The organism is Nonomuraea sp. NPDC050536, from assembly GCF_044457685.1.
GTDB lineage: Bacteria > Actinomycetota > Actinomycetes > Streptosporangiales > Streptosporangiaceae > Nonomuraea.
Genome location: NZ_JBITHD010000008.1, coordinates 298,100 through 324,468 on the forward strand (window position 1 = coordinate 298,100; position 26,369 = coordinate 324,468).

At 71.0% G+C, this 26,369-nt stretch carries 21 protein-coding genes; 14 read left to right on the top strand and 7 right to left on the bottom strand.

The window, feature by feature from the left end; genetic code table 11:
• Window positions 1-136: 136 nt before the first annotated feature.
• From ACIBHX_RS24350 to ACIBHX_RS24365, 4 genes are all read right to left on the bottom strand, one after another.
• Complete coding sequence (locus tag ACIBHX_RS24350; RefSeq protein ID WP_397069498.1) at window positions 137-517, bottom strand: hypothetical protein; 381 nt, start codon at window positions 515-517, stop codon at window positions 137-139.
• A 130-nt stretch (window positions 518-647) separates the two neighbouring features.
• Window positions 648-1,859 carry a glycosyltransferase gene (locus ACIBHX_RS24355; protein ID WP_397069499.1) on the bottom strand — a complete coding sequence of 404 codons (1,212 nt, stop codon included), beginning with the start codon at window positions 1,857-1,859 and terminating at the stop codon, window positions 648-650.
• A gap of 384 nt (window positions 1,860-2,243) precedes the next feature.
• Window positions 2,244-2,627 carry a PPOX class F420-dependent oxidoreductase gene (locus ACIBHX_RS24360; protein ID WP_397069500.1) on the bottom strand — a complete coding sequence of 128 codons (384 nt, stop codon included), beginning with the start codon at window positions 2,625-2,627 and terminating at the stop codon, window positions 2,244-2,246.
• Window positions 2,628-2,811: 184 nt separating this feature from the next.
• Window positions 2,812-3,405 carry a dihydrofolate reductase family protein gene (locus tag ACIBHX_RS24365; protein ID WP_397069501.1) on the bottom strand — a complete coding sequence of 198 codons (594 nt, stop codon included), beginning with the start codon at window positions 3,403-3,405 and terminating at the stop codon, window positions 2,812-2,814.
• Window positions 3,406-3,495: 90 nt separating this feature from the next.
• On the opposite strand from ACIBHX_RS24365, the gene ACIBHX_RS24370 reads away from it, so the two are divergent.
• From ACIBHX_RS24370 to ACIBHX_RS24405, 8 genes are all read left to right on the top strand, one after another.
• Complete coding sequence (locus ACIBHX_RS24370; protein ID WP_397069502.1) at window positions 3,496-3,948, top strand: winged helix-turn-helix transcriptional regulator; 453 nt, start codon at window positions 3,496-3,498, stop codon at window positions 3,946-3,948.
• Between the two features lie 195 nt (window positions 3,949-4,143).
• Window positions 4,144-6,843, top strand: a complete 2,700-nt coding sequence (locus tag ACIBHX_RS24375; protein WP_397069503.1) for a LuxR C-terminal-related transcriptional regulator — start codon at window positions 4,144-4,146, stop codon at window positions 6,841-6,843.
• A gap of 3 nt (window positions 6,844-6,846) precedes the next feature.
• Window positions 6,847-7,725: an alpha/beta fold hydrolase gene (locus ACIBHX_RS24380; protein ID WP_397069504.1), complete on the top strand. Its 879-nt coding sequence runs from the start codon at window positions 6,847-6,849 to the stop codon at window positions 7,723-7,725.
• Window positions 7,726-7,824: 99 nt separating this feature from the next.
• A complete protein-coding gene (locus ACIBHX_RS24385) occupies window positions 7,825-8,214 on the top strand; it encodes a PPOX class F420-dependent oxidoreductase (protein ID WP_397069505.1) in 390 nt (129 codons plus the stop codon).
• Between the two features lie 106 nt (window positions 8,215-8,320).
• The gene (locus tag ACIBHX_RS24390; protein WP_397069506.1) at window positions 8,321-9,169 is read left to right on the top strand and encodes an SMP-30/gluconolactonase/LRE family protein; all 849 of its coding nucleotides are present in this window, start codon (window positions 8,321-8,323) and stop codon (window positions 9,167-9,169) included.
• 209 nt (window positions 9,170-9,378) lie between these two features.
• Window positions 9,379-15,417: a phospholipase A2 gene (locus ACIBHX_RS24395; protein WP_397069507.1), complete on the top strand. Its 6,039-nt coding sequence runs from the start codon at window positions 9,379-9,381 to the stop codon at window positions 15,415-15,417.
• Between the two features lie 119 nt (window positions 15,418-15,536).
• On the top strand, window positions 15,537-18,515 hold the full coding sequence (locus ACIBHX_RS24400; RefSeq protein ID WP_397069508.1) for an AfsR/SARP family transcriptional regulator: 2,979 nt from the start codon (window positions 15,537-15,539) through the stop codon (window positions 18,513-18,515).
• Between the two features lie 106 nt (window positions 18,516-18,621).
• On the top strand, window positions 18,622-18,963 hold the full coding sequence (locus tag ACIBHX_RS24405; protein WP_397069509.1) for a hypothetical protein: 342 nt from the start codon (window positions 18,622-18,624) through the stop codon (window positions 18,961-18,963).
• Between the two features lie 7 nt (window positions 18,964-18,970).
• Here the strand turns inward: ACIBHX_RS24405 and ACIBHX_RS24410 are convergent, their stop codons facing one another.
• On the bottom strand, window positions 18,971-19,789 hold the full coding sequence (locus ACIBHX_RS24410) for a class I SAM-dependent methyltransferase (RefSeq protein WP_397069510.1): 819 nt from the start codon (window positions 19,787-19,789) through the stop codon (window positions 18,971-18,973).
• A 112-nt stretch (window positions 19,790-19,901) separates the two neighbouring features.
• On the bottom strand, window positions 19,902-20,918 hold the full coding sequence (locus ACIBHX_RS24415) for an alcohol dehydrogenase (protein WP_397069511.1): 1,017 nt from the start codon (window positions 20,916-20,918) through the stop codon (window positions 19,902-19,904).
• Between the two features lie 159 nt (window positions 20,919-21,077).
• Here ACIBHX_RS24415 and ACIBHX_RS24420 point away from each other — a divergent pair, with 159 nt between their 5' ends.
• The 3 genes from ACIBHX_RS24420 to ACIBHX_RS24430 all read left to right on the top strand — a co-directional run bounded on the left by ACIBHX_RS24420 (window position 21,078) and on the right by ACIBHX_RS24430 (window position 23,216).
• The gene (locus tag ACIBHX_RS24420; protein ID WP_397069512.1) at window positions 21,078-21,764 is read left to right on the top strand and encodes a TetR/AcrR family transcriptional regulator; all 687 of its coding nucleotides are present in this window, start codon (window positions 21,078-21,080) and stop codon (window positions 21,762-21,764) included.
• Window positions 21,765-21,796: 32 nt separating this feature from the next.
• A complete protein-coding gene (locus tag ACIBHX_RS24425) occupies window positions 21,797-21,955 on the top strand; it encodes an IclR family transcriptional regulator C-terminal domain-containing protein (protein ID WP_397069577.1) in 159 nt (52 codons plus the stop codon).
• A 388-nt stretch (window positions 21,956-22,343) separates the two neighbouring features.
• Entirely contained in the window at window positions 22,344-23,216 is an 873-nt protein-coding gene (locus ACIBHX_RS24430) for an arginase family protein (protein ID WP_397069513.1), read from the top strand.
• A gap of 166 nt (window positions 23,217-23,382) precedes the next feature.
• On the opposite strand, the gene ACIBHX_RS24435 is transcribed toward ACIBHX_RS24430, so the two are convergent.
• A complete protein-coding gene (locus ACIBHX_RS24435; RefSeq protein ID WP_397069514.1) occupies window positions 23,383-24,237 on the bottom strand; it encodes an alpha/beta fold hydrolase in 855 nt (284 codons plus the stop codon).
• A 78-nt stretch (window positions 24,238-24,315) separates the two neighbouring features.
• Between ACIBHX_RS24435 and ACIBHX_RS24440 the strand changes: the two genes are divergently transcribed.
• From ACIBHX_RS24440 to ACIBHX_RS24450, 3 genes are all read left to right on the top strand, one after another.
• The gene (locus ACIBHX_RS24440) at window positions 24,316-25,185 is read left to right on the top strand and encodes a helix-turn-helix domain-containing protein (protein ID WP_397069515.1); all 870 of its coding nucleotides are present in this window, start codon (window positions 24,316-24,318) and stop codon (window positions 25,183-25,185) included.
• 119 nt (window positions 25,186-25,304) lie between these two features.
• On the top strand, window positions 25,305-25,730 hold the full coding sequence (locus ACIBHX_RS24445; RefSeq protein ID WP_397069578.1) for a VOC family protein: 426 nt from the start codon (window positions 25,305-25,307) through the stop codon (window positions 25,728-25,730).
• A 102-nt stretch (window positions 25,731-25,832) separates the two neighbouring features.
• Entirely contained in the window at window positions 25,833-26,312 is a 480-nt protein-coding gene (locus ACIBHX_RS24450) for an RNA polymerase sigma factor (protein WP_397069516.1), read from the top strand.
• The last annotated feature ends 57 nt before the right edge of the window (window positions 26,313-26,369 follow it).

Sequence of the window (26,369 nt, forward strand, 5' to 3'; positions counted from 1 at the left end):
CTCGCGCTCCGGCTACCCGTAGCGGGCGAAACCATGCATCGTCCGTGCATGAGGCGTGTGCGCGACTGCCTGACGGGTAGTCGGCTGCAGGTGCGCCCCTCAAACGCATCGGAGGGTTCCATGCCTCCCCCGAGCATCACGTACGGCGGGCGTCCGCTCCGCCGGAAGGTCCCACCGGCCTCGACAGGCCGCCGTGGGTGGGCATACTCAAACGCACCGCCAAGGAACCACAGCGCTGATCATCGTGATGGCCGTCGGCGCGGTCGCCGTCGTCTTCACCGGGCAGCTCGCCGACCAGGCCGGGCGGGTGCTGGGCATCGGTCAGGTCGCCGTGACTATCTGGGACGTCGTCAAACGGCCCGTCCTCATCGTGTTCCTCATCTGGCTGTGGATCACCAACATCGCGGTCCTGCTCGGTGTGGAGTTCGACGCCGAGCCGGCCAGGGCCCGCGCCATCGAGGCAAGCCACCCGGCCACCGAGGAGCCGTACCTCCCGCCACGCGACGCGCAGAAACACCAGCCGGAAGATCAGCGGGCCTTGGCCGTGGCGCGGCGGTTGGCCTTCTTGATGGCGTCGACGAGTTCGTTCTTCGATGGTCCGGCGCAGCCCTTCCTCGGCCTACACCCGTGGCCGCCCGGTTCTTCGGTCAACACCCGATCGCCTCGAGCCGGAGGCTCCCTCCAGAGATCACGCGCTCGTACACGGCCTCGGTTTGCTCGGCGATGCGCGGCCAGCCGTAGCGCAGGTGGGCTCGGCGGGCTCCCGCGGCGCCGAGCGCCCTGCGCCTGGCCGGGTCGGCCAGCAGCCCGCGCACGGCCCTGGCCAGTGCTACCGGGCGGCGCGGCGGCACCAGCAGGCCCCAGCCGGCGACCGTGTCGAGGTGCCCGCCCACGGCGGAGGCGACCACGGGCACGCCACAGGCCATCGCCTCGACCGGCGCGATCCCGAACGGCTCGTACCACGGCACCGTCACCACCGCGTCGGCCGACCGGATCAGATCGGGCACGTCCTTGCGCGGCACACTGCCGACCAGCCGTACTCGCCCGTCCAGGCCGTATCGATCGGCCAGATCGTGCAGCCGCGCCGACTCCGCATCCTCCGGGTCGCCGCCCGCGATCACCAGTTCCACACCGGGGAGCCGGCGCAGCGCGTGGATCACCGTGTCGATGCCCTTGCGCGGCACCAGCCGGCCGATGCTGAGCAGCCGCCCGCCGCGGGGGATGCTCCACCATCGGCCGTCGTGGGCCTGGTTGTGCGGTGGGATCGGGTAGAAGCGGTCGAGGGCCACGCCGCACGGCACGACCGTGATCTTGCTTGGGGACAGGCCCATGGCCAGCAGTTCGCCGACCTCGTCGCTGCAGGTGGCCACGATCGCATCGGCGTGTTGGCCGATCTCGCGCTCGGTGGCGATACGGTGCGGCGGACTGGTGTCGGACTCGCCCTGCCAGCGCCGCTTCACGGTGCCCAGCGCGTGGTAGGTCTGCACGACGGGGATCCGCCCCGTCGCCATGAGCGCCGCCTGGCCGCTCATCCAGAAGTGCGCGTGCACCAGGTCGAGGTGCTCGTTGCGCCAGCGTTCGCGCAGGATCCGCGCGAAGTGCGGCATGTGCTGCGGTAGTTCGTCCTTCGGGACCGGTTCTGGTGGTCCGGCGGGTACGTAGTCGACTTCCACTCCGGGTGCCATCGGCACCCGGTCGGGTGGTTCCGGCGATGTGCGCCGGGTGTGTACGACCACGGTATGGCCGCGCTCGGCCAGCGCCGTGGCCAGGGCGGCCACGTGGACGTTCTGACCGCCCGCGTCGACCCCACCGATCGCGGCCAGCGGATCGGCGTGTTCGGAGATCATGGCTATTTTCATGCGATCAGTTCCCTCACTGCTTTGACCACCTGCTCGGCGGGGTCATGGAAGATCGCGTTTATTCCGAGAAATCTCATCTGCTTTCTCCCTTAAATGACTCCGCAACCGCTACCGAGCGAAGCGGCTCTGAAACCTCGCCACGTCTCGACCAGGGGAAACGCCTAATACGGCTACTCTGTGTAGTCGTTTGCGGTGGTGATCTCCGGGTAGCCGGAGCCCAGGCAGCAAGGGAGGTGCGCGGTGTTCGAAGGCGGTCGTCCCGGCGCGGTCCTGTTCGACCGGGACGGGAGCGCGGGCAGCCTCAGTGGCGCCAGGTCAGCGCGGCAGACGGTCCCAAGGCGAGGGAGGTTGGGTGTTCGGCAGGCGCCGGTGGGTGGGGGCGGTTCAGCCGCGGCCGACGGTCTGGTGTTCGGGCTCGACGATGGCGACGATGCGTTCCTGTGCTCGGGCGTAGGGCTGGCCGGTGTATTTCCTTGAGATCTGGTCGATGATCTCCCGCGCTGCGTCACCTTCGAGCCATTCGATCACCCGGCCGCGGACGATGACAGGCTCGAACGGGTTGTCGGCGGGCGTCAGGGAGAGCGCCACCCGCGGGTCGCGGCGCAGGTTGCGGGCCTTGCGCGAGTGCGGACCGGTGAGAAAGACGATGTGGTCGCCGTGGGTGCCGACCCAGAGCGGGACGGTGTGGGGCGAGCCATCAGGCAGCACGGTGGCCAGGTGGGCCAGCGAGGTGCCGTCGAGAGCGCGGCGTACGTCGGGATTGAGCATGTTCTTCTCCTAGCGGGTGTCGTTGGTGAGCCACACGGCATGGTCGTCGGCTGGGGTGGTGCGGTCGAAAGGAGGGCGAACCCGGTGTCGGCGGTGCAGGTGGTGGGGCGGTGCCGGTGGTGGCGCGGTGTGGGCGGTGTGGGTGCTGAGCATCGCGGGCCGCCGTGGTGAGGGTCAGTGAGGGTCAGCGCTGGACCTGGTAGTGGAGGTGGGTGACGCCCGGCGTCGGGACGGCTTGGAGCAGGTGCAGGCGCACGTGCCCGGGCAGCGTCTGGAAGAAGGGGCGGCCGCCGCCGAGCAGGATCGGCACCTGGTGGAGGATCACCTCGTCGACCAGGCCCGCCTTCAACGCCTCGGTCGCGACGCCGCCGCCCATGAGGCCGACATCCTTGCCATCGGCGGCCTTGAGAGCCGCCGCGACCGCGTCTTCGATGCCGGTGGTGATCAGGGTCTGCCGGTCGGTGATCTCCGGCGCCGGCCGATGGCTGAGGACGACCAGCCGGGCCGCCGGGTGCGGGCTGCCGCCCCCGAAATGGTCGGAGTCCTCATAGGTGTTACGGCCCGCCACGACCGCGCCCACGCGCCCGGCGAGGGCGTCGAAGACCCGGGCGCTGGGCTCGCTCAGGTGGAACCCGTCGAATACCTGGCTGGGCGTGTCGCCGTCGAAGTACCAGTCGAAGAGCATCGTCGCGTCGCCCAGTCCGCGCCCGGCACCCGGGTCGCGACCGGTGATGTAGCCGTCGACCGATACCGCGTGGGCGGTGATGACCTTGCTCATCCGCGTGATCCTTTCGGAGTTCCTTCAAGAGACTCCATGACCATAACATCGAGAGTTCCTTGAGGGAACTCCAATCGCTAGACTGATCTCATGCAACGCACGAACTTCGGTCAGATGGCCTGCTCCATCGCGCGCACCCTCGACGTCATCGGGGAGCCGTGGTCGCCGCTGATCCTGCGTGACGTCTGGGTAGGCATGAGCCGGTTCGACCAGCTCCAGGCCGATCTCGGGATCTCGCGCAAGGTGCTGACCGAGCGGCTGAACCACCTCGTCGACCAGGGCGTGCTCGAGCGCCATCCCTACGACCAGCGGCCGCGCTACGAGTACCACCTGACGGCCAAGGGCGCCGAGCTGGTCGACCTGCTCCTGGTCATGACCCGCTGGGGAGACAAATGGCTCGCGGGCGAGGCCGGCCCGCCGGTGCTCTACCGCCACCACGCCTGCGGCGAGATCAGCCACGTCGACCTGCGCTGCGCCCACTGCGGCCAGCCGATGCACGCCGGCGACGTCGACCCACTGCCAGGCCCCGGCGCAGCCGCGTGATCGAGAGCCACTCCCCCGGCCCGCGGCGGAGTCCGCGTACGCGATGCCGGACTCGGCCGTCACTCCACGAGCTGAGGGGTTGGTCAGGAGAACCCGCGGGCCATTGCCGCGCCAGCGCGACACCACCGTGTCACCCGCTCTGAGCTGGGTGCTCGTGGTGCTCGCCGGCGTGGAGGGCTCCTACAGTGGGTGTTTGTGCTTTACGGAAGATCTGCGGAAATCAGCGCACTCGACGAGGTGATCGCGCGGGCTCGCGACGGCTTCGGCGGCGCAGTGGTGTTGCGGGGGGAGGCGGGGGCGGGCAAGACCGCTCTGCTCGACGCGGCGGCCGCGCGCGGTGGCGCGATGCGGGTCTTGCGGACCACTGGCGTCGAGTCGGAGTCCGACCTCGCGTTCGCGGCGCTGCACCAGGTGCTGTGGCCGGTGACCGGCTCGCTCGACGCGTTGCCCGAGCCGCAGCGCGTCGCCGTGCACGCGGCTCTGGGGATGGCCGTCGGCGGCGCCGGCGATCGGTTCCTGCTGGGAGCCGGTGTGCTCTCGCTGCTGGCCGAGGCCGCCGCGCCGGACGGGCTGATTTGCGTGGTCGACGACTTCCAGTGGGTCGACCGGGCTTCGGCCGATGCGCTGCTGTTCGCCGCCAGGCGGTTGAGGACGGAACGGATCGCGATGCTGCTCGCCGTACGCGGAGACGCTTCTGTCAAGGGCGTGCCGCTGACGGTGGACGTGCGCGGCCTGCCCGAGTCCGATGCGGCCGAGCTGCTGGAGTCCCGCCACGGCGTGCTGCCCGCCCAGGTGAAACGGGACCTCGTCTCACTGACCGGCGCGAATCCGCTCGCCCTGGGCGAGATCGCCGCCCGCCTGACGCGCGCGCAGCTCGCCGGGCGCGAACCGTTTCCGGACCCGCTGCCCGGTGGCGCCCGGCTCTTCGGCGATCGGGTGACCGGGTTGTCCGCCCCCGCTCGGCTGGTCGCCTTGGGCGCCGCCGTCGAAGCTGACCTCGACCTGGTCCTGCGCGCCACCGACCGGCTGTTCGCCGAGCAACAGGTACGGCCCGCCGCCCGATCGGCCGGGGCTGGGCGGGTGGCGTTGGCCGAGCTGGAGGAGACCGGGCTGGCCGAGGTGTCGGGCACGAGCGTGCGCTTCCGTCATCCACTCATCCGATCCGCGATCCACGAGGCGGCCGCTCCCGCCGACGTCCGCCGCGTACACGCCGTCCTGGCGGAGCTGACCGCGGATGACCGCCGCGCCTGGCACCTGGCCGGAGCCGCCCTGGGTCAGGACGAGCGGGTCGCCGCCGCGCTGGTGACCGCCGCGGAGCGGGCGCGCGACCGCGGCGGGTACGGCGCCGCCGCCACGGCCCTGGCCAGGGCCGCCGAGCTGACCCCCGAGCCGCGCACCCGTGCCGTCCGGCTGAAGGACGCCGCCGTCGCGGCCTGGCTCGGCGGCCGCCCGGGACAGGCGGAGTCGCTGCTGGCCGAGGCGCGCGAACGGGCCGACGGGGATGCCATCCTCGCTATGGAGATCGCCCAGCTCCGGGGCCGGTTCGAGCTGAACTCGGGCAACGCCGCGGAGGCCGTACGGATCCTGGCGGCAGGCGACAGCCTGGACATGCTGGCCGACGCCGCGGAGGCGGCCGCGTACGTCGGCGACACCGCGGCCATCATCGAGCTCGGCCGCAGGGCCGCGGCGCACCCCGAGGGGTTCTTGCGGGACACGGTGGCCGGGATCGGCCTGACGCTGGACGGCGACGCTGCCGGGCCGGTCCTGCTGCGGCGGGCGCTGGCGCGGGCAGGCGAGCTGGAGGACGCGGCGGGGTACCTGTGGGCGGCGGCCGCGGCCAGCCAGCTGGGCGAGTCGGACCTGGCCACCGAGATGGCCGGCCGGGCTGAGCGAGTGGCCAGGGTGTCGGGGATGACCGGGCAGCTGCCCGTCGTGCTGGAGTTCGTGGCGACGGCCGAGCGCATCGCCGGGCGGCCGGCACGCAGCCAGGCCATCTCCGAGGAGGGCCTGGAGCTGGCGCGGGAGGCCGGGTACGAGAACACGGTGGCCGCGCACCTGGCCAACCTGGCCGTGCTGGCTGCGTTGCGGGGTGAGGAGGAGTCCTGCGAGCGGCAGGCCCGCGAGGCGCTGGCCATCGCCGTCCCGCATCGGGTGGGTTTGCGGGTGGGGGTGGCCGCGTACGCGCTGGCGCTGCTCGACCTGTGCCTGGGCCGCTATGCGGCGGCACACGACCGTTTCACGGCCATCGCCGCGGCGGGACCGGGCGCGGGGCACCCGACCGTGGCGTGGCGGGCGGCACCGGACCGCGTCGAGGCCGCCGTGGGCGCCGGCGACGAGGCCGGCGCGCGGGCGGCGCTGGAGGCGTACGAGCGATGGTCGGAGCACGCCGCGACGGCCGAGTCGCGCGCGTTGCTGGCCCGCTGCCGGGGCCTGGCCAACTCGTCAGAGGACGCCTTCGGCGAGGCGCTGCGGCTGCACACCAACCCGTTCGAGGCGGCCAGGACAGCGTTGCTGCTGGGTGAGCGCCTGCGCCGCGCGCAGCGGCCGGGCGAGGCGCGGGCGCATCTGCGGATGGCGTGGGAGACGTTCGAGCGGGCGGGTGCCCGGCCGTGGGCCAGGCGCGCGCAGGAGGAGTTGCGGGCGGCGGGCGAGAGCGGGCAGGCCCCTCCCCCGGCCGTGCTCGATGCGCTGACCCCGCAGGAGCTGCGCATCGCGGGCCTGGTCGCCGACGGGTTGTCGAGCAAGCAGATCGCCGCCCAGCTCTTCCTGAGCCCGCGCACGGTCGAGTACCACCTGTACAAGATCTATCCGAAGCTGGGCATCGGCTCACGTACGGATCTGGCGCGACTAGTAGTTCTACAGAAGGCGCCAGTAGCCGAAGACCACATGCTGTGAGGCATGCAAAACGTGAACATCTGGAGTGAAGAGTTCGGCGCCGAGACGGACACGCCGATCCTGCTGATCATGGGTTCGATGTCGCAGGGCATCCTGTGGCCGGACGAGTTCGTCGGCCGGCTGACCGCCGGAGGCCGCCGGGTGATCCGGTACGACCACCGTGACACCGGCATGTCGGGCACCGTCGACTTCGCGGCGCAGCCGTACACGTGGGACGACATCAAGAACGACGTCTACCGCGTGATGGACGCCCACGGCCTGGAGAGCGCGCACCTGGTCAGCCACTCGGCGGGCGGGCTGCTCGGCCAGTTCATCGCCGTGGAACGGCCGGAGCGGGTGCGCTCGCTGACCGTCATCGCCTCCTCGCCGCTCGGCGGCGGTGAGGGTCAGGTGCTCGTCCGGGCCCTGATGGGGCAGCCGCAGCCCGAGGGGAGCCTGCCGGAGCCGGCGCCGGAGTTCGTGGCCTTCTACCGCGCGCTGATGACCGCGCCGCCGCCGGAGGGCCGGCGCGCGCTGGTCGACGGCATGATCGCTGAGCAGCGCGTGCTGCACGGCACCGGGCTGCCGTTCGACGAGGACGCGGCGCGCCGGCTGCAGGAGCGGATCTACGACCGGGCCCGCGACCTGTCGGCGGCGGCCAACCACCGGATGGCCGCGATGGCCAAGCCCGACTTCGAGCCGGTGGGCGTGCTGCACCAGGTGAAGGCGCCCACGCTGGTCATCGAGGGCAGCCACGAGCCGGTCAAACCGGGTCACGGCGCGATCATCGCCGAGCAGATCCCGGGGGCGCGGCTGATGATCGTGGCCGGCATGGGGCACACGCTGCCGCCGGAGGCGCACGAGGAGCTGGCCGCCGCGATCCTCGCGCACACAGCCGAGTGACGTGCGCTCTTCAAGGACCCGGGTGACCACGCCATCTGATCACCAGGCAAGCTTGCTGCGGCAACCGCCATCACAGGAGCAACGGAAGGACTGACACATATGATCTTCACCCAAGCCGAACTCGACTACCTGGCCACGCAGCACGTCGGGCGGCTGGCCACCGTCTCGCCCGACGGGCAGGTGCAGAACAACCCGACCAATTTCTTCGTCGATGCCGACGCCGGCACGGTCGTCATCGGCGGGGGCGCGCTGGGCAGGTCGAAGAAGTTCCGGAACGTCCAGCAGGGCAGCACGGTCGCGTTCGTCGTGGACGACCTGGCGACGGTCGATCCGTGGGCGCCCCGGGGCATCGAGATCCGGGGCAAGGCGGTGGCGCTGAGCGACCAGGAGCCGCCCCTGCCGGCTCTGTCCCGGGAGATCATCAGGATCACCCCGACCAGGATCGTCTCCTGGGGGCTGGACGGGCCGCGCACGAGCCGCGCCGTGTGATCTGCGAACCGCGGGCTCGCTCTGTCGATGAGGCCGGCTGTCGTTCGTGTAGTCGGTGTACGAGCCGGCCGGCGGCCGGCGCATCGCGACGAAGCCAGGAGGCGTCATGTCCGAGCCGAAGGTCTTGCTGAGTGGCCTCGGAATTCCCGAGTCGCCCCGGTGGCACGAGGACCGGCTGTGGTTCTGCAACTGGATCGACCGGCAGATCGTGGCCGTTGGCCTCGACGGCACGCCGGAGGTCTTCCCCGCCCGAAGTCAGGGCCAGCTGATGGGGTACTCCATCGACTGGCTGCCTGACGGAAGACTGCTCATGACCGGGGACGAGCTGCGCCGCCAGGAGCCCGACGGCTCGATGGTCACGCTGGCCGAGCAGAAGGGGAACGAGATCGTCGTGGACAAGCACGGCAACATCTACCTCAACGGCGCGGACTTCAACTTCTCCGGTGGCGAAGCGCCCAAACCCGGCTACATCAAGCTCGTCACCCCCGACGGCCAGGTACGCCAGGTCGCCGACGACATCCAGTTCCCCAACGGTATGGTCATCACCCCCGACGACCGGACGCTGATCATCTCCGAGTCGTTCGCGGGCCGGCTCACCGCGTTCGACATCGACGCCGACGCTGGGCTGTCCAACCGGCGAGTCTTCGCCGAAGGTCTCGGCCCGGACGGCATCTGCCTCGACGCCGAAGGCGCGGTCTGGGTCTCCACCAGCGAGTTCTCGATCGTCCGCGTCGCCGAGGGCGGCGAGGTCCTGCAGCGCGTCGAACTCCCCGAAAACCGGGCACCGTTCGCGCTGGCGCTCGGTGGCCCGGACCGGCGAACCCTGTTCATCATGACCGCCGAGTGGCGCATGGCCGACGACGTCGCCACCAACCTCGACCGGCTGAACACCGGGCCCCGTACCGGAGAGATCTTGACCCTCCCTGTCCGGATACCGGGCACCGGCCGGCCCTGACCGCGATCAGAACCGCGAGGCCTGGCCGCCGCCGACCACGAGGGGGTACACCAGGAGCACGAACTCGTATTTGGGCTGGCTGTTCAGTTTCCGCGTTCTCGGATCCTCCGGGTCGGCGGGGCTGGACTCCTACGGGATCTATACGGCGCCTATACGAGCGCTGATCACCCTGAGCGCGACTGTCCGATCGCGCTCAGTGGAGGCTGACGGTGTTCAAGCGATTAACGCGGCGCACCGCGTTACCGTCCCTCGTCGTCCTGGCGCTGGTGGCCTGGACGCTCGTACCGAACCAGGCCGGCGCAACGACGATCCCGATCAAGACCCAGGCGCCGGCCAAGGCCGGCTGCCCCGACGAGATGCCCACCCAGATCGCCGCTGAGCTGGCCGCCAAGGTGTGCGGCAAGCGAATCAGGGCGGCCGCCATGACCACGCAGACCGACGAGTACTACGTCAACCCTGACGGCACCATGACGCTGGAGCACCGCTACCGGCCGGTGCGCGTCAAGCGCGGGCAGGAGTGGGTCGCCGCCGACGCGACGCTGGCGGTCAGCGCCGACGGCTCAGTCGCTCCCAAGGCCGCCGCGGCGAGCTACCGCTTCTCCGGCGGCGGCGAGGGCCCGATGGTCACCGCCGAGGCCAAGGGAACCCAGGTCAGCCTGGGCTCGCCGGTCGGGCTGCTGCCCAAGCCGGTGCTGGACGGCGCCCGCGCCACCTACCCCGACGTGATCCCCGGGGTGGACCTGGTGCTCACCGCCGACGTGGACGGCTTCGCCGAGCGCCTGGTGGTCAAGAACCGCCAGGCCGCCGCGGACCCGCGCCTGGCCGAGCTGGCCTTCCCTGCCCAGGCCAAGAAGGGCGTGCTGAAGGCCGACAAGTACGGCAACGTGCAGGTGGTCGACGGCGACGGCGACCCGGTGTTCACCGGCGCGGCGCCCGAGATGTGGGACGCCGCCGAGGAGGCCGCGACCCTCAGGAACACCGGCGTCCCCGGCAGGCGCGCCAGGATGGGGCTCAAGCTGTCCGGCGGCAAACTCAAGGTCACCCCGGACGCGGCGCTGCTGACGAACCCCAGCACCATCTATCCGGTGACGCTCGACCCGAGCTTCACCGCGGCTCGCTCCAGCTGGACCTACGTCGACTCGGCCTACCCGAGCAGCGCCTACTACAACTCCTCCAACGACGCCACCGCCGGCACCTCCAACTCCGGCGGCTACAAGCGGCGCTCGTTCTTCAACATGGGCCTGTCGGGCATGGGCACCGGCAAGCACATCGTCTCGGCCACCTTCCAGCTCTACGAGACCTGGGCCTGGTCCTGTTCGGCCAGGAACGTCGGGCTGTACAGGACCGCGGCGATCACCTCCTCGACCAACTGGAACAACCAGCCCGCCTCCAACCTGACCATCGGCTCCAAGAACGTGGCCTACGGCTGGTCCTCCAGCGGCAGCGGCGGCCCGTCGAGCTGCCCGGCCAGCTGGGTCGGCTGGGACGTGGCCAGTGCGCTGCAGGACATCATGAACGCCGGCGGCACGTCGATCACGTTCAAGGTCCAGGCCAGTAGTGAGACCGACAACTACTACTGGAAGCGCTTCGAGAACAACCCCCACATCTCCATCACCTACAACACCGTCCCGGCCACACCCACGAACCTGGCGATGGCCCCCTGCTCGACCTGCACCAACCCGGCCACCACGAACGCCACCCAGCCGACGCTGTCGGCCAAGGTGAGCGACGCCGACGGGCAGGCGCTCCGCGCCGACTTCGAGATCTGGACCTCCGACCATGTCACCAAGCTGAGCGGCGGCTCGGTCTCCGGCGTCGCCTCCGGCGGCACCGGCTCGTGGAAGGCGGCCTCCGCGCTGGCCAACGGCACCTACGGCTGGCGGGTGCGCTCCTACGACGGCACCGACTACAGCGCCTGGTCGGGCTGGTTCGGCTTCACCGTGAACGCCACTCCCCCCGCCGCCCCCGCCGTCTCCTCCACCGACTACCCGGAGGGCGACTGGGCCAAGGGCGCCGGCCAGGCGGGCCAGTTCACCATCACGCCGTCCGGCTCCGGTGTGGCGGCCGTGTTGTGGGCCTTCGACGGCGGCGCCCTGCAGTCGGCGGCCAGCACCGGCTCGCCGTACACGCTGAGCTGGACGCCGGCCACGGACGGCCCGCACACGCTGCAGGCGTGGGTGCGCAACACCGCGGGCAGCGTGTCGGCGGCGACCACGTACACCTTCAACGCGGGCACCTCGGCCGTGACCTCGCCGACGGACGGGCAGAGCACGGCCCGCCGCACGGTGCTGTCGGCCGGCGGCAGCCCCGGGCTGACGGCGGTCACCTTCTCCTACCGGCGCGGCGAGGCCGACACCTGGCACCAGGTACCCGCCGCCGACGTGCGCAAGCGCTCGGACGGCTCGGCCATCACCTGGCCGGTGGCGATGAGCTCGGGCGTCTCGCCCGACCTGGTGTGGGACACCACGCACACGCTGGCCGAGGACGGGGTCATCCAGGTGCGCGCGGAGTTCACCACCTCCTCGGGCACGGCGGCCTCGCGCAGCGTGGACCTGGTAGTGGACCGCGACGCCGAGGGCGCGACCACCCAGCCGGTCGGTCCCGGCTCGGTCAACATGCTCACCGGCGACTTCAGGATGGCGGCCACCGACGCCAACGTGTTCGGGGTCGGCCTTATGCGCTCGTTCTCCTCGCGCGACCCGCGCCGGGGCTCCTCGCTGCAGGGCGTGGCGGCCATCTTCGGCAACGAGTGGACCCCGAACGGCCTGGCCCAGGCGGGGCAGGGCACGTTCGTGCAGCTCCACGCCACCTCGGCCACCTCGATCGAGCTGACCGGTGAGGACACCTCGGTGGCCTTCACCAAGAACGCCGACGGTTCCTTCACCGCGCAGCCGGACGCGACCAACATGAAGCTGACGTACGACGCGGCAGCCGACCGTTACACGCTGACCGACTCCACCTCCGCCGAGCGGACGGTCTTCGCCAAGGTGGACCCGTCGGCCACGGCCTACCTGGTCCGCGCGGTGTACCCGGCGGTCGGTCAGGGCAGCACCGTGTTCGTGTGGGAGCCGGTCGCGGGCACCGCGCTGGCCAGGCCTATCAAGATCATCGCACCGACGTGGGCGGTGGCCGCGCAGTCCGACTGCGACGTCGACACCCTGGCCGCGCTGCCCAAGGGCTGCCGGCTGATCAAGATCGACTATGCCACCACGACGACCGCGGGAACCCAGCTGGGTGACGTGGCCGGGCAGGTCAAGACCATCAGCCTCTGGGAGGGCGGGACGAGCGCGCCGCAGGGCCTGTCGGAGTACCTCTACGACGACCTGGGCCGGCTCCGTGAGACCTGGAACCCGAACACGCCCGACGTCAAGACCCGCTACGACTACGACCTCAGCGGACGGGTCAACCGCTACTCCCCGCCCGGCGAGCTGCCGTGGACGCTGACGTACGGCAAGGCCGGCAACCCCGACATCGCCTCCGACGGGATGCTGCTCAGCGCCTCCAGGCCGACGCTGCGGCCCGGCACACCGAGCGAGACCAACGGCACCGCCACCAGCTCGGTCGTCTACGACGTGCCGATCAGCGGCGCGGGCACGCCGTACCCGCTGGACCCGGCGACGGCCGCAGCCTGGGGCCAGAACGATCCCCCGGTGGACGCGACCGCCGTCTTCCCCGCCGACCAGGTGCCCGCCAACCACACCGGGCGCGGCGGGCTGGCCGCATCCGACTACGGCCGGGCCACGATCACCTACCTGAACGCCTCTGGCCAGCTGGTCAACCGGGCCGAGCCGGGCGGCGCCATCTCCACCAGCCAGTACGACGGGCAGGGCAACACCGTGCTGAGCCTGTCGCCGGGCAACCGGGCGCTCGCGCTCGGGCAGGGTGCCAACGCCGCCGCCGACCTGACCCAGCTCGGGCTGATCAACACCACGACCGCCGAGCGGGCGCGGCTGCTGTCGGACCAGAGCGAGTTCAGCGCCGACGGGCAGCGCACGCTGGCCGAGTACGGACCCCTCCACCTGATCAGCCTGGGCGGCGCGACGGTGGCGGCCAGGAAGCACACCGTCAACGCCTACGACGAGGGCAGGCCGAGCGACGCCAAGGTCTCCAACCTCGTCACCACCGTCACGGTCGGCGCCTGGGTGCAGGGCCGGTCGACCGACGGCGACCAGCGGGTCAGCAAGGCCTACTACGACTGGAACAGCGGCAAGAAGGTCAAGACCGTCGACGACCCCGGCGGGCTGGCCATCACCAAGACCACCACCTACGACACCGAGGGCCGGGTGATCGGCACCACCTCGCCCAAGGGCACCGACGCGGGCACCCAGACCAGCGAGTACTACACGGCCGACGGCACCGGCACCTGCGGCGCCAAGCCTGAGTGGGCGGGGCTGCTGTGCCGTACCAAGGCCAAGTCCACGATCAGCGACGGCGGGACGAACCCCACTGAGCTGGTCAGCAAGGTCTACACCTACGAGGCCGGCGGGCGCGTCACCGGCGCGGCCGAGAACGCCAACGGCGTCACCCGGACCACCACGACCACCTACGACCCGGCGGGCGAGATCGTGAAGACCACCGTCACCGGCGGGGTCGGTACGGCGGTGCCCGACGTGACCACCACCTACGACGCGGCCGGCCACGTGCTGCAGACCACGGCCACCGGCGGCACCACCATCACCAGGACCTACGACGTGCTGGGCCGCCAGATGTCCTACACGGACTCCGACGGCGGCACGACCAGCGTGGAGTACGACGCCCTCGACCGGATCACCAAGAAGACCGACGGCGCGCCGTCCACCGTGACCTACGGCTACGACGCCACCACCGGCCTGCTCACCACGATGACCGACTCGGTCGCGGGCACCTTCACCGCCACCTACACCCCCGACGGGTCTCTCACCAAGGAGACCATGCCCGGCGGGGTCAGCTACGGCGTCACCAGGGATCCGTTGGGGGCGCCGACCTGGCGCGGCTACCAGAACGCCGCCGGGGTCAAGCTCCTGGACGACTCGGTGACCTGGTCGATCCACGGCCAGCAGCTCACCCACAACGGCCTGTCCAGCCAGCTGTTCGGCTACGACAAGCTGGGGCGGCTGACCGGGGTCGACGACACCGTGAACGGGACCTGCGCGCGCCGGGCCTACGGCTACGACGCCGACTCCAACAGGACCTCGCTCACCAGGAGCGGCTGCGACGGCTCCGGCGCGGTCGCCGAGAACCACGCCTACGACGGCGGGGACCGGCTGGCCGACTCCGGATACACCTACGACGCCTACGGGCGCACCACCGCCACGCCCGCCGGGCTGACGGTCGACTACTACAACACCGACCTGGTCAAGTCCATCACCTCGGGCTCGCTGCGGCAGTCCTACACCCTGGACCCGCAGCTGCGCCGCAACACCACCACGGTGGAGCAGCTTCCCGGCGGGGTCGTCGGCAAGCGCGTCGAGCACTTCGACGCCGACGACGACACCCCCGCCTGGATCGTCGAGGGCGGGACGGTCACCAGGAACGTCCACTCGATCTCCGGCGGCCTGGCGGCCGTCACCTCGGCGACCGGGGACGTCCGCCTGCAGCTGACCAACCTGCACGACGACATCAACGTGGTGCTCAACCTCACCGACGGGGTCCCGCTGGCGCTGGACTTCGACGAGTTCGGCAACGCGCGGCCCGGCCAGCCCACCACCCGGTACGGCTGGCACGGCGCGGCCGAGCGGGCCTCGGACACCCCCGACGGCTCCATCCTCATGGGCGTGCGCGTCTACCAGCCCAAGCTGGGGCGGTTCCTGCAGACCGACCCGGTGGCAGGCGGCAGCGCCAACGCCTATGACTACGCCAACCAGGCACCGACCTCCAACGCGGACCTGGACGGCAAGAAGTGGTACTGGTGCACGAACTTCTGGCACTTCGCCTTCTACCACTGCGGGATCAACTACGTCTGGTACCACAGCGCCTGGCGCTACGTGTACTGGGTGAAGACCCCCGCCGGCTGGTGGGTCCGCGGCGTGTTCTATGACTACTGCACCAGCTCGCCCGACAAGCCGTTCGGCTTCGACTTCCGTGCGGCGTGCATGATGCACGACTACGGATACGCCCTGCGCGGGATGGGCTACATCTCCAGCAGGCACCAGGCGGACAACGTCTTCTACTACGTCCTGTACTACGGCGTCTGCCCGCACTATTTCTTCAGGTCCTTCTGCAGGGGCATCGCCTACAAGTACTACCTGGCCGTCTGGTACTTCGGCTGACACGGACACCGGCGGGACAGAGGACACCGTCCCGCCGGTGTTCGTACGGCATGTCTTGACGGGAGTCAAACCATCATGCACATTGAAGCGAATTTGATCTTCTTTGTGCAGGGGACGCGATGGAGTACGCCGTCTTAGGCCCGCTTCAGGTCTCAGCCGATGCCCGGCAGCTCCCGCTGGGAGCTGGTAAACCACGCGCCCTGCTCGCCGAGCTGATCTGCCGAGCAGGGCGCGCCGTCTCCCCCGCCGAACTCGTCGAGGCGCTGTGGGGCCGGCGCCCGCCCCGTACCGCCACCGACAACCTCCGTCTCTACGTTCACCAGCTGCGCAGGACGCTGGGCCGCGACCGGATCGTCCGCACCGGCACCGGCTACGTGCTGGTGGTCGAGCAGGGCGAGCTGGACGCCGCCCGCTTCGAATCCCTGGCCGAGCAGGGCGGCACTGCACTGGCCGCCGGGGACCACGAGCGGGCGGCCGCGCTGCTCAGGCAGGCGCTCGCGCTCTGGCGCGGCCCCGCCTACGCCGGGCTCGACCTCACCCAGGGGTTGCGCGACCACACCCACCGGCTGGAGGAGGAGCGTCTGGCCACGCTGGAGAACCGGATCGAGGCCGACCTGGCCCGCGGCCGGCACGCCGCCCTCATCGCCGAACTCAGCCACCTGGTGGCCGAGCACCCGCTGCGCGAGCGGCCCCGCGCCCAGCTCATGCTGGCCCTGACCCGGTCGGGACGGCAGGCCGAGGCGCTTGCCACCTACCAGGACGCCCGCCGGGTCTTCGCGGCCGAGCTGGGGCTCGATCCCGGCGCCGAACTGCGTCACCTGCACCAGGCCATCCTGACCGGCACGCTGCCTGTGGACACCGCCACCGTCCCCGCCGACGAGCCCGCCCTCGCCCAGCTGCCGGCCGACATCTCCGACTTCACCGGGCGCACCGAGGAGCTTGCCGAGCTCGTGGACCTTCTCGGCGTCGACCCTCCGCCTGGGCCCGGCCCGGTGCGCGTGTGCGTGATCACCGGGATGGGCGGGGTGGGCAAGACCACCCTGGCCGTCCACGCCGCCCACCGGATCGCCTCCCACTACCCCGACGGCCAGCTCCACGCGAACCTGCACGGCGCCGAGGCCACGCCCGCCGACCCCGCCCAGGTGCTGGCCGCCTTCCTGACCGCGCTCGGGGTGCCGCGCTCGACGCTGCCCGAGACGGCCGAGGAGCGGGCCGCGGTCTTCCGCAGCCGGCTGGCCGAGCGGCGGATGCTCGTGGTGCTCGACAACGCCGCCTCCGAGCAGCAGGTACGCCCGCTGCTGCCGGGCACGGGCGGCTGCGCCGTACTGGTCACCAGCAGGGCGCGGCTGGCCGGGCTGTCGGGGGCGACGCTGATCGAGCTGTCGGTGCTGCCGAGCGGGCAGGCCGTACAGCTGCTGTCCAGGATCGCGGGCCCCGAGCGGGTGCGCGCCGAGCCGGAGGCGGCGGCCGAGATCGTGCGGTTGAGCGACCGCATCCCGCTGGCCGTACGGGTGGCCGGCGCGCGGCTGGCGGGACGGCCGCACTGGTCACTGAGCCGGCTGGCCGGGCAGCTCACCGACGAGCGGCGGCGGCTCGACCAGTTCAGCGCGGGCGACCTCGCGGTGCGGGCCAGCCTGGCGCTCAGCTACGTGGGGCTGGACCACCAGGCGCGCCGGGCCTTCCGGCTGCTCGGCACGCTGGATGTGCCCGACTTCGCCGGGTGGGTGGTCGCCGCGCTGCTCGACCTGCCGGTGGGGGCCGGCGAGGAGCTGGTCGAGAAGCTGGTGGACGCCCAGCTGGTGCTGATCGCGGGCGTGGACCCAGCCGGGCAGCTCCGCTACCGCTTCCACGACCTGGTGCGCCTGTACGCCCGCGAGCTCGGCGCCACCGAAGACGACCCGCACGCGGCGACCCAGGCCCTGAGCAGGGTCTTCGGGGCGTGGCTCGCGCTGGCCGAGCTCGCCACAGAAAAGCTGCCCGGCACCACCACCTCGGCCATCATCCATGGGCCGGCTCCCCGCTGGGACTCCCCCGACGGCGCCGCGTGGAAGTACCCGGCCGAGCGCGACCCGATCGCCTGGTTCGACGCCGAGCGCGCCGCCTTCATCGCGGCGATCCGGCAGGCGTGCGCGCTCGGCCTGAGCGCGCTCGCGTGGGACACGGCCTGCTGCGTGGAACGCTACTTCGACGTGTGCGGGCTGTTCGACGACTGGCGCTCGCTGCACGAGCGCGTCCTCGACGCGTGCCTCGCGGCCGGCGACCGGCTGGGCGAGGCGGTGGTACGGCGGGGCCTCATGCACGCCACCACGTGGATGGAGTCGGGCGGCGAGGCGATGGCCGCCCAGTACGACGGCGCGGGGCGGCTGATCGAGATGTTCACCGAGCTCGGCGAGCAGCGCGGGCTGTGCGACGCCTACGTGCTGCGCGCCTGGGGCCAGGCGGCCAGGGGCGAGATGGCGCAGGGCCTGGAGTCGGGGCGGACCGCGCTGAGCCTGGCCGAGGAGACCGGTCACCTGGGCGGGCAGGCCAGGGCGCACGTCTGCATGGCGGTCGCGTACGGCACGCGACGCATCACCATGGCGATCGAGCACCTGCTGCTCGGGCTGGAGCTGGCCGAGAAGCTGGGCAACCCGCGCTTCGAGGCCACGACGCTGCAGTTCCTGGGGCTGGCGCACGGGCACGCCAGGGAGTTCGAGGCGGGGCTTGAGTACATGGTGCGGGCGCTGGCCATCTACCGGCAGATCCGCGATCCGCTCCTGGAAACCATGGGACTGGTGGCGCTGGCCAGGCTCTACGCCGTTCACCACGACCCGCGGGCCCGGGCGGCCGCTGAGGCGGCCGAGGCGCTCAGCCGCTCCCACCGCCTGGCCCACCATCGGGCCGACGCGCTGTGGGTGCTGGGCGAGGTGGACCTGGCCGAGGGGCGGATCGAGGAGGCGGTGTACCGGCTGGAGGAGTCGGTGCGGCTGTGGCGAACGCGGGGGTGGCAGGAGTTCCTGGCGGGTGCGCTGGCGAGCCTCGCGCAGGCGTACGCGGCGGCCGGGGATCAGGCGGCGGCGGACCGGGCACGCCGGGAGGGGGCGGCGCTTTCTACCTAGTCGAAGATGAGTACCCGAGCGCTTAACCGGCGATCTCCCCAAGCGGAGCCTGTAACTGGAGTTAAGGAGTTTCATGCCTCTTTCTGGCGCTCTTTGGGCTGTTGCCATGGTGGCGGCCGGGACCGGGCTGCTGCTGCTCTGCCTGGTCACCGGCGCCGACGTCGCCCCCGACGCCGCGCGCGAGGTCTTCGACTCGCCAATCCTGATCCCCTCGTTCCTGCTCCTGGCCGTGCTGGCGGGCCTGGCAGGCTGGCAGGCGCCGCGGATGGGATTCCTGTACGGCCCGCTCGCCGCCGCCCCGTTCCTCGTCCACTTCGTGGTCGGCGTCATCAGGAACCGGGGTGACCAGGGGCTGTGGCCGATCGGTCTCATCTACCTCATCGGTCTCACCGTGCTGCCGGTCGCCGCGGCCCTGACCACATCCCTCATCGCCCGCACTCGCCACTGACTGGCCTTCAGCGGCGGTGCGCGCGGGCCAGCCAGAGATCGAGGCCGGGATTCAGCAGGCGAGCGGGCGGCTTGGGCAGCCACGCGCAAGCGGCCAGGTCGCGATGAACCACGGCCTGCGCGGACCAGCCGTGCGGGGCCAGCAGTTCCACCGGGTCGGTGAAGGAGCCCACGAACGGCGCGCCCCTTTCACGCATCTGGTGGTGAAAGCCGGCCTTCGCGGGATCGGTGAGGAACCGGACGTGCGGGCCGTCGAAGGTCAGCCACGAGCCCTGCGCGGCCAGTTCGCTGATCGCCGACAGCAGAGCGGTGCCCTCCGCCGGGGTGAGGTAGTAGAACAGGCCCTCGGCGATCCAGTGGGCCGGCTCGGCCGGGGAGTATCCAGCCGCCAGCAGCGCATCGGTCCACCCGGCACGCAGATCGGCCTCCACCACCCGTACCTCGCACCGCGCCTGGAACCCGGCTGCTTTCAGAAGCTCGGTCTTTCCATCCAGCTGGCCCGGGAGGTCCACCTCGAAATACGCCAGATCGGGTGGTACGGGCAGCCGGTAAGGGCGTGCGTCGGTGCCCGCTCCCAGGCAGACGACCTGTTTCAGCCCGGATTCCAGCAGCGTGATGTCGCCGAGCCTGCCCCTGATCGGCACGATCGGGGAGGGGAGCCCGGCGGCTTGGATCACGTCGAGCGCCGCCTCGGACGCGGGAGTGACGAAGGCGGCGGCGCAGGGGTCGTGCAGGTAGGCGTCGGGCTGGGCGTGTTCGCGGGCGCGGATGACGGCCATCCAGTCGCTGGTGAGCTTGACTGAAGCAGGTCGTACCTCACCGCTCATCGGATGATGGCCTTCCGTTGTTGGTCGACAGCACAGAGTAATCATCCCTGATGGACCGCCCCGCTGTCCTGGTGGGATCCCGTTCCCGACGGGGAACGGGATCGGCGGGGTGTCAGATGGTCAGCACGTTGCGGAAGCGGGCCCTGTTCATCGACTGAAACGCCTCTTCGGCAGACTCCAGCGGGTAGGCCTGGACGAGCGGCCGGACGCCGGTGAGGGCCGCGAAGTTCATCGCGTCCTCGCTGTCCTGGGCGTGGCCGCTGTACCAGCCAGTGACTTCACGCCGGCCGAACACCAGCAGGTCGCCGCTGATCGGGATGGGCCGGTGGTCGTGGTCGGAGGCGATGACCACCAGGCGGCCGTTGGGGCGCAGTCCCTGGGCGATGTCGGCTTGGGCGGCGGCAACGCCGACCGTGCCGAGGATGACCTGGGCGCCGCCGAGCTTCGCCAGGGCCTCGCCCGCGCTGCCGGAGTCGCTGTCGATGTAGTCGTCCGCGCCCAGGTCGCGGGCCAGGCTCTCCTTGTCGCTGCCGCGATTGACGGCGACGACGCGGAAGCCCATCTTGTCGGCGTACTGCACGGCCAGGTGGCCCAGGCCGCCGAGGCCGTGTACGGCAACGGTGTCGCCGGGGCGAGCCCCGCTGTTGCGCAACGCGTTGTAGGTGGTGACGCCCGCGCACATCATCGGTGCGGCCTCCTCGAAGGAGAGTTGCTCGGGGATCCGGGCGAGCGCGGCCTGCGGGGCGAGCAGGTACTCCGCGTAGCCGCCGTCGTAGCTGACGCCCACGATCGTGCGCCGTTCACAGTTGACGAAGTCGCCGCGACGGCAGAACTCGCAGGTGAAGCAGTGGCCGCCGTGCCAGCCGACGCCCACCCGCTGGCCGGGCTGCCAAGCCGTGACGCCCTCGCCGACGGCGTCCACGACGCCGGCGACCTCATGGCCGGGAATGCGCGGGAACCGCACGCCGAGCAGGCCGAAGCGGGCGACGGCGTCGCCGCCGCACACCCCGCAGGCATGCACGCGGACCCGGACCTGGCCGGGAGCCGGGTCAGGCACGGCGACGCGGGTGACAGAGAAGGGCGCGCCCGGCTGGGTGATCTGGACCGCGCGCATGGTGGTGGTGCTCATGATGTGCTGCATCCCTTCGGTATGACGATCAGTTATCGCGTTTCTTGCAGGCCCGGGCCCCGCGCGGAGACCACACGCCTGAGCGCTGTTAGCAGTGATACTAGTCAGGCGTTATCAATGATGCAAATGTCGATAGCAGAAATTGGTTACCATTGATGCATGGTGAGGCGTGAAGACATGCGGGAGCGGATCATCGCCGCAGCGGCGGACCTGCTCGAAACAGAGGGGCAGGAGTCGGTGACGACCCGCTCGGTCAGTGCCGCGGCCGGGGTCCAGCCACCTGCCATCTACCGGCTGTTCGGGGACATGCAGGGCCTGCTGGACGCGGTCGCCGCCGACGGCTTCACCCGCTACCTGGCCGAGAAGAAGGACCAGGCGCCCTCCGGCGACCCGATCGACGACCTGCGCATCGGCTGGGATCTGCACGTGGAGTTCGGGTTGCGGCATCCGGCGCACTACCGGCTGATGTATCAGCAGCACGCCTCCGACGAAGCCGCCCGGCAGGCGCAGGAGATCCTGCGGGAGATGCTGCGTCGCGCCGCCGCGGCGGGCCTGCTGCGCGTGCCGGTGGAGCGCGCAGCGCAGATGGTGCACGCGGCCTGCATGGGCGTCACCCTCAGCCTGATCTCGCTGCCGCCAGAAGAGCGGCAGCTGACCGTGTCGACCGCGGTGCGCGAGTCCGTCCTGGCCGCGATCGCCGTGCAGGAGCCCGGCGCGGCCGAGCGCGACCCGGTCCGGCACGCGGTCGCGCTGCGGACCCTGGTGGAGGAGATGGAGGGCGGCTTCACCCCCGGCGAGCGGATGCTGCTCGCCGAACTGCTCGACCGGATCGCCGGCCGCACCTGACCCTGCCGCCGGGCGCGCAGGGCCGGGAAATCCTGCCTCACGCTACGGACCAGCTCACCGAGACCGGCGTCACCGCCATCGGCGCCGCCGTACGCGATATGTCCGGCCAGACGGCGGCCGCGATCAGCGTGGCGATGCCGACCGTCCGCTTGGGTGTCAGGTCACACCTTCAGCACCTGGTCGGCGGTTGACTTGAAGCGCGAGGGGCGACCCGCCCCCATACGACCGAAGCCGTGGTACGCAGAACGAGCTCACCGTTGGAGTCCCGATAGTCACCGACCACGTCTTCGACCTCAGCGCGGAACTGGGCGGTTTCCTCGGGTGGCATCAGCGCGCGGGCAAGGGAAGCGGTCGAGTGGAAGTACTCGATGTAGTGACCGACCGGCTGGCGGAACAGCAGGGGCGCCGTTTCGTGCCGTCCCTGTGGCGCGACCTGCTGTCGTGATCAGCCCAGTGGGCTGGAGGCCAGGCGCCGCATGGGCCTGGGCATTCTCGCCGAAGCTCGCATCCGAGTGATCCCCGGCGACACACCCACTTCCACAGAAGCAGGAGTGGACGTGACCGGGATAGCGTTGGGGCATGTGGACGGTGCTCGGTGCGCCGATCGACTCCTCGGGTGCCGGTCGGGGAGAGGAGCACGCGCCGCAGGCCTTGCGCCGCGCCGGGCTGCCGGGGGTGTTCGGGGCAGCCGACGCTGGTGACGTGGCGCCGCCGCTGCGGGACCCGGTGCGTGATCCGGCCACCGGGATCATCGGTTTCTCGGAGCTGTGCGCCTGCTCGCAGGCGTTGCGTGAGGCCGTGGCGGCCACGCTGACGGGGGGCGAGCGTCCGCTGGTGGTCGGCGGGGACTGCACGCTGCTGCTGGGGACGATGGCTGGTGTACGCGACGCCGTGGGGCGGGTGGGCCTGTGGTTCGTGGACGGCCACGCGGACTACTACGACGGGACCTCATCGCCCTCGGGTGAGGCGGCCGACATGGATCTTGCGATCCTCACGGGGGACGGACCGCCCGGCCTGGTTGACCTGGCCGGAGAGGTCCCCTTGATCGAGCCCGCTGACGTGGTGATCCTCGGGCACCGGCCTGCTTCGCTGAGCCTGGAGACGGCGGAGGAGCTCGGGCGGGTCCCCGACGCGATGGGGCGCGTGAGCGCGGAGGAGATCGCGGCGGCGGGACCCGAACGGGTGGGCCGGAGGTGGGAGCAGGCGCTGGCGGCGCGGGGCCCGGTGTGGCTGCATCTCGACGTCGACGCCCTCGATGAGGCCGCACTGCCTGCGGTGAGCTATCCCCAGCCTCGCGGGCTCGACTGGGAGGCGTTCGTGGCTCTGCTGCGCCCCATGCTGGCCTCGCCCGCCCTGGTGGGACTCAGCGTGGCCGACTTCAACCCGGACCTGGACGTCGACGGCGGGCACGCTCGGCGACTCGTCGACGCCCTCGCCCGCGCCCTCCCGTAGCCGCACGGACCAGCGGTTGCTGACTCGAAGGGATGAATTACGCGACTCGGCTGGGCTGGTGGCGCTTGCCGTACGCCAGTCACACGAGCGTCCAGCACTGGCCCTTGACGGCCGCACCCCGGGACTAGCTGCCGTCGTCGTCTTCAACTGAGATGGGAGCCGCGTCTCAGTCCGGCTGCGCGTCGTGGATCGCGGCGAAGGCGAGGAGTAGTTCGGCGGTTCGTTGCGGATCCTCGATGATGGGAGTGTGTCCGCTGCCGGGCAGCAACTCGACGCGCGCCCCCGGAACGACGCGATACAGGGCGGCGGACGAGGATCGCAACCTCCGATCCTGCTCGCCGAAGATCACCAGCAGTGGCTTGCCGAGGGGCGTCAGCCGATCGGGGAGTGCCTGCTGCTCCAGGTAGTCGCCGGCCGCCTGTGTTGCCATGACGAACGCGTGGAAGGTCATGCCGCGCATCTCGTCCAGGAACTCCCGAGGGATCTCGAAGCCCTCGCCGAACGCGGCGCTCGCGGCCTGGCGGAGCTGCTCGTCGGTCAGTTGCTCCCACTGCGAAGGGTCAATGGCGGACCCCTGCGCGATGACCGCGTCCAGGCGCGGCCCGGTGTTGATCAGTACGAGCGCTGACACCAGTTCGGGTCGTTGGTCCGTGAGGGCGGTGGCGACCATGCCGCCGCTGGAATGGCCGACGACTACGGCGTGCCGTACACCGAGCCGGTCCAGTGCCAGGCCGACCCGGCGGGCCTGGTCCGGGATCGCGTAGCTGCCGTCGGCCGGTTCGGCTGACCGGCCGTACCCGAGCTGGTCGATCCGGATGACGCGATGGGACTCGGTCAGCAGCGGGACCAGCGCGTCCCACGAACGGGTGGAAGCCGCGGACCCGTGGATGAGCAGGAGTACGGGGGCGTCGCGAGGGCCGTCCTGACGCACGTACATGTCGCCGTCGGCCAGGGGGAGGGTCGAATCCTCTGTGGCCACGGCGTGGTCGCTCAGGTTCGGCTCGCGGTCGGAAACAGTCATGAGGCCACTGTTGCCGCCTGTGCGCGGTGTCGTCTTGGACGAATGTTCCCGTCGATCGGCCCACGTAGCATGGGACGAATGCGGCCTACCGCGAACGATCGTGCCGATACGGCTGTGTGGGACGTCGCGTCTCCGCGGCGGCTCGGCCGGGTGGCCGGTGTCACCATGGCCGGCTTCGGTGTTCCCGATGTGGGAGCGATCCGGATGATTCCGCACCCGGGCGTGACGCTCGTGCTGGAGTTCGGTGCCACCCGGCCTGTCCTGGACGATGCCGCCGGACGGCGGCAGCGGGGCAGTCTGGTCGCCGGAGTCGGGTTCGGATACGGAGGCGCGGTCCGGGCGAGCGGCGAGAACGTCGAGTGCGTGCAGGTACGCCTGTCGCCGCTGATCACACGCGCGATTCTAGGCGTCTGCCCGGCCGACCTGGACGGCACCATGGTCTCCCTCGACGACCTGTGGGGCCGGGAGGCGTCGCGGATCGGTGAGCAACTGAGCGAGATCTCCTCCTGGGAGGACCGCTTCGCGTTGACGGAGGCCCTGCTCGCCCGCCGCCGTCGGGCCGGATCGTTCGTGGACCGGGAGGTGGCCTGGGCCTGGCACCGGATCGTTGTCAGCCGTGGTCTGGTCCGGGTCGACCAGCTGGCGTCCGAGGTCGGATGGAGCCGCAAACGCCTGTGGTCCCGGTTCCAGTCACAGCTCGGCTTGCCGCCCAAGCGCGCGGCGATGCTGGTGCGCTTCGACCATGCCGTCCACCGCCTGGTCGCGGGACACGACCCGGCCGGAGTCGCGGTGGAGAGCGGCTACACCGACCAGTCGCACCTGCACAGGGACGTCGTCGCGTACAGCGGAGTGACCCCGGCGAACGTTGCCGGCGAGCCGTTCCTGACGATCGACGACGTCGCCTGGCCCAACCGCGGGACACCACTGGCCGCCGCCGGAGTCGAGTAGCCGTGGTCCGTGGACAGGACACGAAGGGATCTGGCAAGTCTGGTGGGTGACCCCCGATTTCGGCGCACGAACCGGCGGCTCGCCGCTGTCCTATGCTCGGGACCATGACCATTCAGCGGATGGACAACGTCGCCATCGTCGTCGAGGACCTGGATGCCGCCGTCGCGTTCTTCACCGAGCTCGGCATGGAGCTGGAAGGCAAGGGGCAGATCGAAGGCCTCTGGGCGGACCACACCGTCGGACTCGACGGCATCCGGAGCGAGATCGCGATGATGCGGACCCCCGACGGCCACAGCAAGCTGGAGCTGACGAAATACCACACCCCCGCGGCGATCGGCGCCGAGGCGGAGAACCCGCCGCCCAACACGCTGGGCCTGCATCGCGTCATGTTCGCCGTCGACGACATCCACGACACCATCGCCCGTCTGCGCCCCCACGGCGCCGAACTCCTCGGCGAGGTGGCGCAGTTCGAGAGCATCTTCCTGCTCTGCTACCTCCGCGGCCCCGCCGGCATCATCGTCGCCCTGGCCGAACAGATCGGCTGACCCGAGCCTGCCGCGGCCAGGCTTTTCGTGTTCTTGGTTGTCTCGACCAACCCATCGCGTTTGAATAAGTTTTGCGTAGCTTATCTGGCGCAGGGGGTGGCCATGGACGCGCTCGCCGAGTGCTACCGGACGCATGCGCCGCTGGTGCGGTCTTATCTGCGCCGGCTCATCCCCGTTCAGGAGCTCGACGACGTGACCCAGGTGGTCTTCGCCGAGGTCTGGCGGTGCAGGCACCGCTTCGATCCGGCCAGGAGCCTGGAAACCTGGATGCTGGCCATCGCGCACCGGCGTGCTGTCGACCATCTGCGGAGCCGACGCCCGGCCACCGTACCGCTGGATTCGATCGCCGAGCTGCCCGGTCACGACGGGCGGCTCGATGGTGAGGCGCTGGCCACCCGCGATGTGGTCGGGCGGGCCCTGGCCGAGCTGCCCGCGGCCCAGCGCGAGGCGATCGAGCTGGCCTACTGGGGCGAATTCAGCCAGCGGGAGATCGCCGAGCGTCTGGGCCTGCCGTTGGGCACGGTCAAGGCGAGGACCGCCCGTGGTCTGCACCGCCTGCACACGTTGCTGGGGGCGGCATGACCAGGCCGAGGATCGTCCCGCACGCCGACCTGGCCGCGGAGTACGCGCAAACCCTGC

Coding starts and splice junctions, on each gene's coding strand:
- ACIBHX_RS24355 (WP_397069499.1), bottom strand. CDS start 1,859: ATGAAAATAGCCATGATCTCCGAACACGCCGATCCGCTGGCCGCGATC.
- ACIBHX_RS24360 (WP_397069500.1), bottom strand. CDS start 2,627: ATGCTCAATCCCGACGTACGCCGCGCTCTCGACGGCACCTCGCTGGCC.
- ACIBHX_RS24365 (WP_397069501.1), bottom strand. CDS start 3,405: ATGAGCAAGGTCATCACCGCCCACGCGGTATCGGTCGACGGCTACATC.
- ACIBHX_RS24370 (WP_397069502.1), top strand. CDS start 3,496: ATGCAACGCACGAACTTCGGTCAGATGGCCTGCTCCATCGCGCGCACC.
- ACIBHX_RS24380 (WP_397069504.1), top strand. CDS start 6,847: ATGCAAAACGTGAACATCTGGAGTGAAGAGTTCGGCGCCGAGACGGAC.
- ACIBHX_RS24385 (WP_397069505.1), top strand. CDS start 7,825: ATGATCTTCACCCAAGCCGAACTCGACTACCTGGCCACGCAGCACGTC.
- ACIBHX_RS24390 (WP_397069506.1), top strand. CDS start 8,321: ATGTCCGAGCCGAAGGTCTTGCTGAGTGGCCTCGGAATTCCCGAGTCG.
- ACIBHX_RS24400 (WP_397069508.1), top strand. CDS start 15,537: ATGGAGTACGCCGTCTTAGGCCCGCTTCAGGTCTCAGCCGATGCCCGG.
- ACIBHX_RS24405 (WP_397069509.1), top strand. CDS start 18,622: ATGGTGGCGGCCGGGACCGGGCTGCTGCTGCTCTGCCTGGTCACCGGC.
- ACIBHX_RS24410 (WP_397069510.1), bottom strand. CDS start 19,789: ATGAGCGGTGAGGTACGACCTGCTTCAGTCAAGCTCACCAGCGACTGG.
- ACIBHX_RS24415 (WP_397069511.1), bottom strand. CDS start 20,918: ATGAGCACCACCACCATGCGCGCGGTCCAGATCACCCAGCCGGGCGCG.
- ACIBHX_RS24420 (WP_397069512.1), top strand. CDS start 21,078: ATGGTGAGGCGTGAAGACATGCGGGAGCGGATCATCGCCGCAGCGGCG.
- ACIBHX_RS24430 (WP_397069513.1), top strand. CDS start 22,344: ATGTGGACGGTGCTCGGTGCGCCGATCGACTCCTCGGGTGCCGGTCGG.
- ACIBHX_RS24435 (WP_397069514.1), bottom strand. CDS start 24,237: ATGACTGTTTCCGACCGCGAGCCGAACCTGAGCGACCACGCCGTGGCC.
- ACIBHX_RS24440 (WP_397069515.1), top strand. CDS start 24,316: ATGCGGCCTACCGCGAACGATCGTGCCGATACGGCTGTGTGGGACGTC.
- ACIBHX_RS24445 (WP_397069578.1), top strand. CDS start 25,305: ATGGACAACGTCGCCATCGTCGTCGAGGACCTGGATGCCGCCGTCGCG.
- ACIBHX_RS24450 (WP_397069516.1), top strand. CDS start 25,833: ATGGACGCGCTCGCCGAGTGCTACCGGACGCATGCGCCGCTGGTGCGG.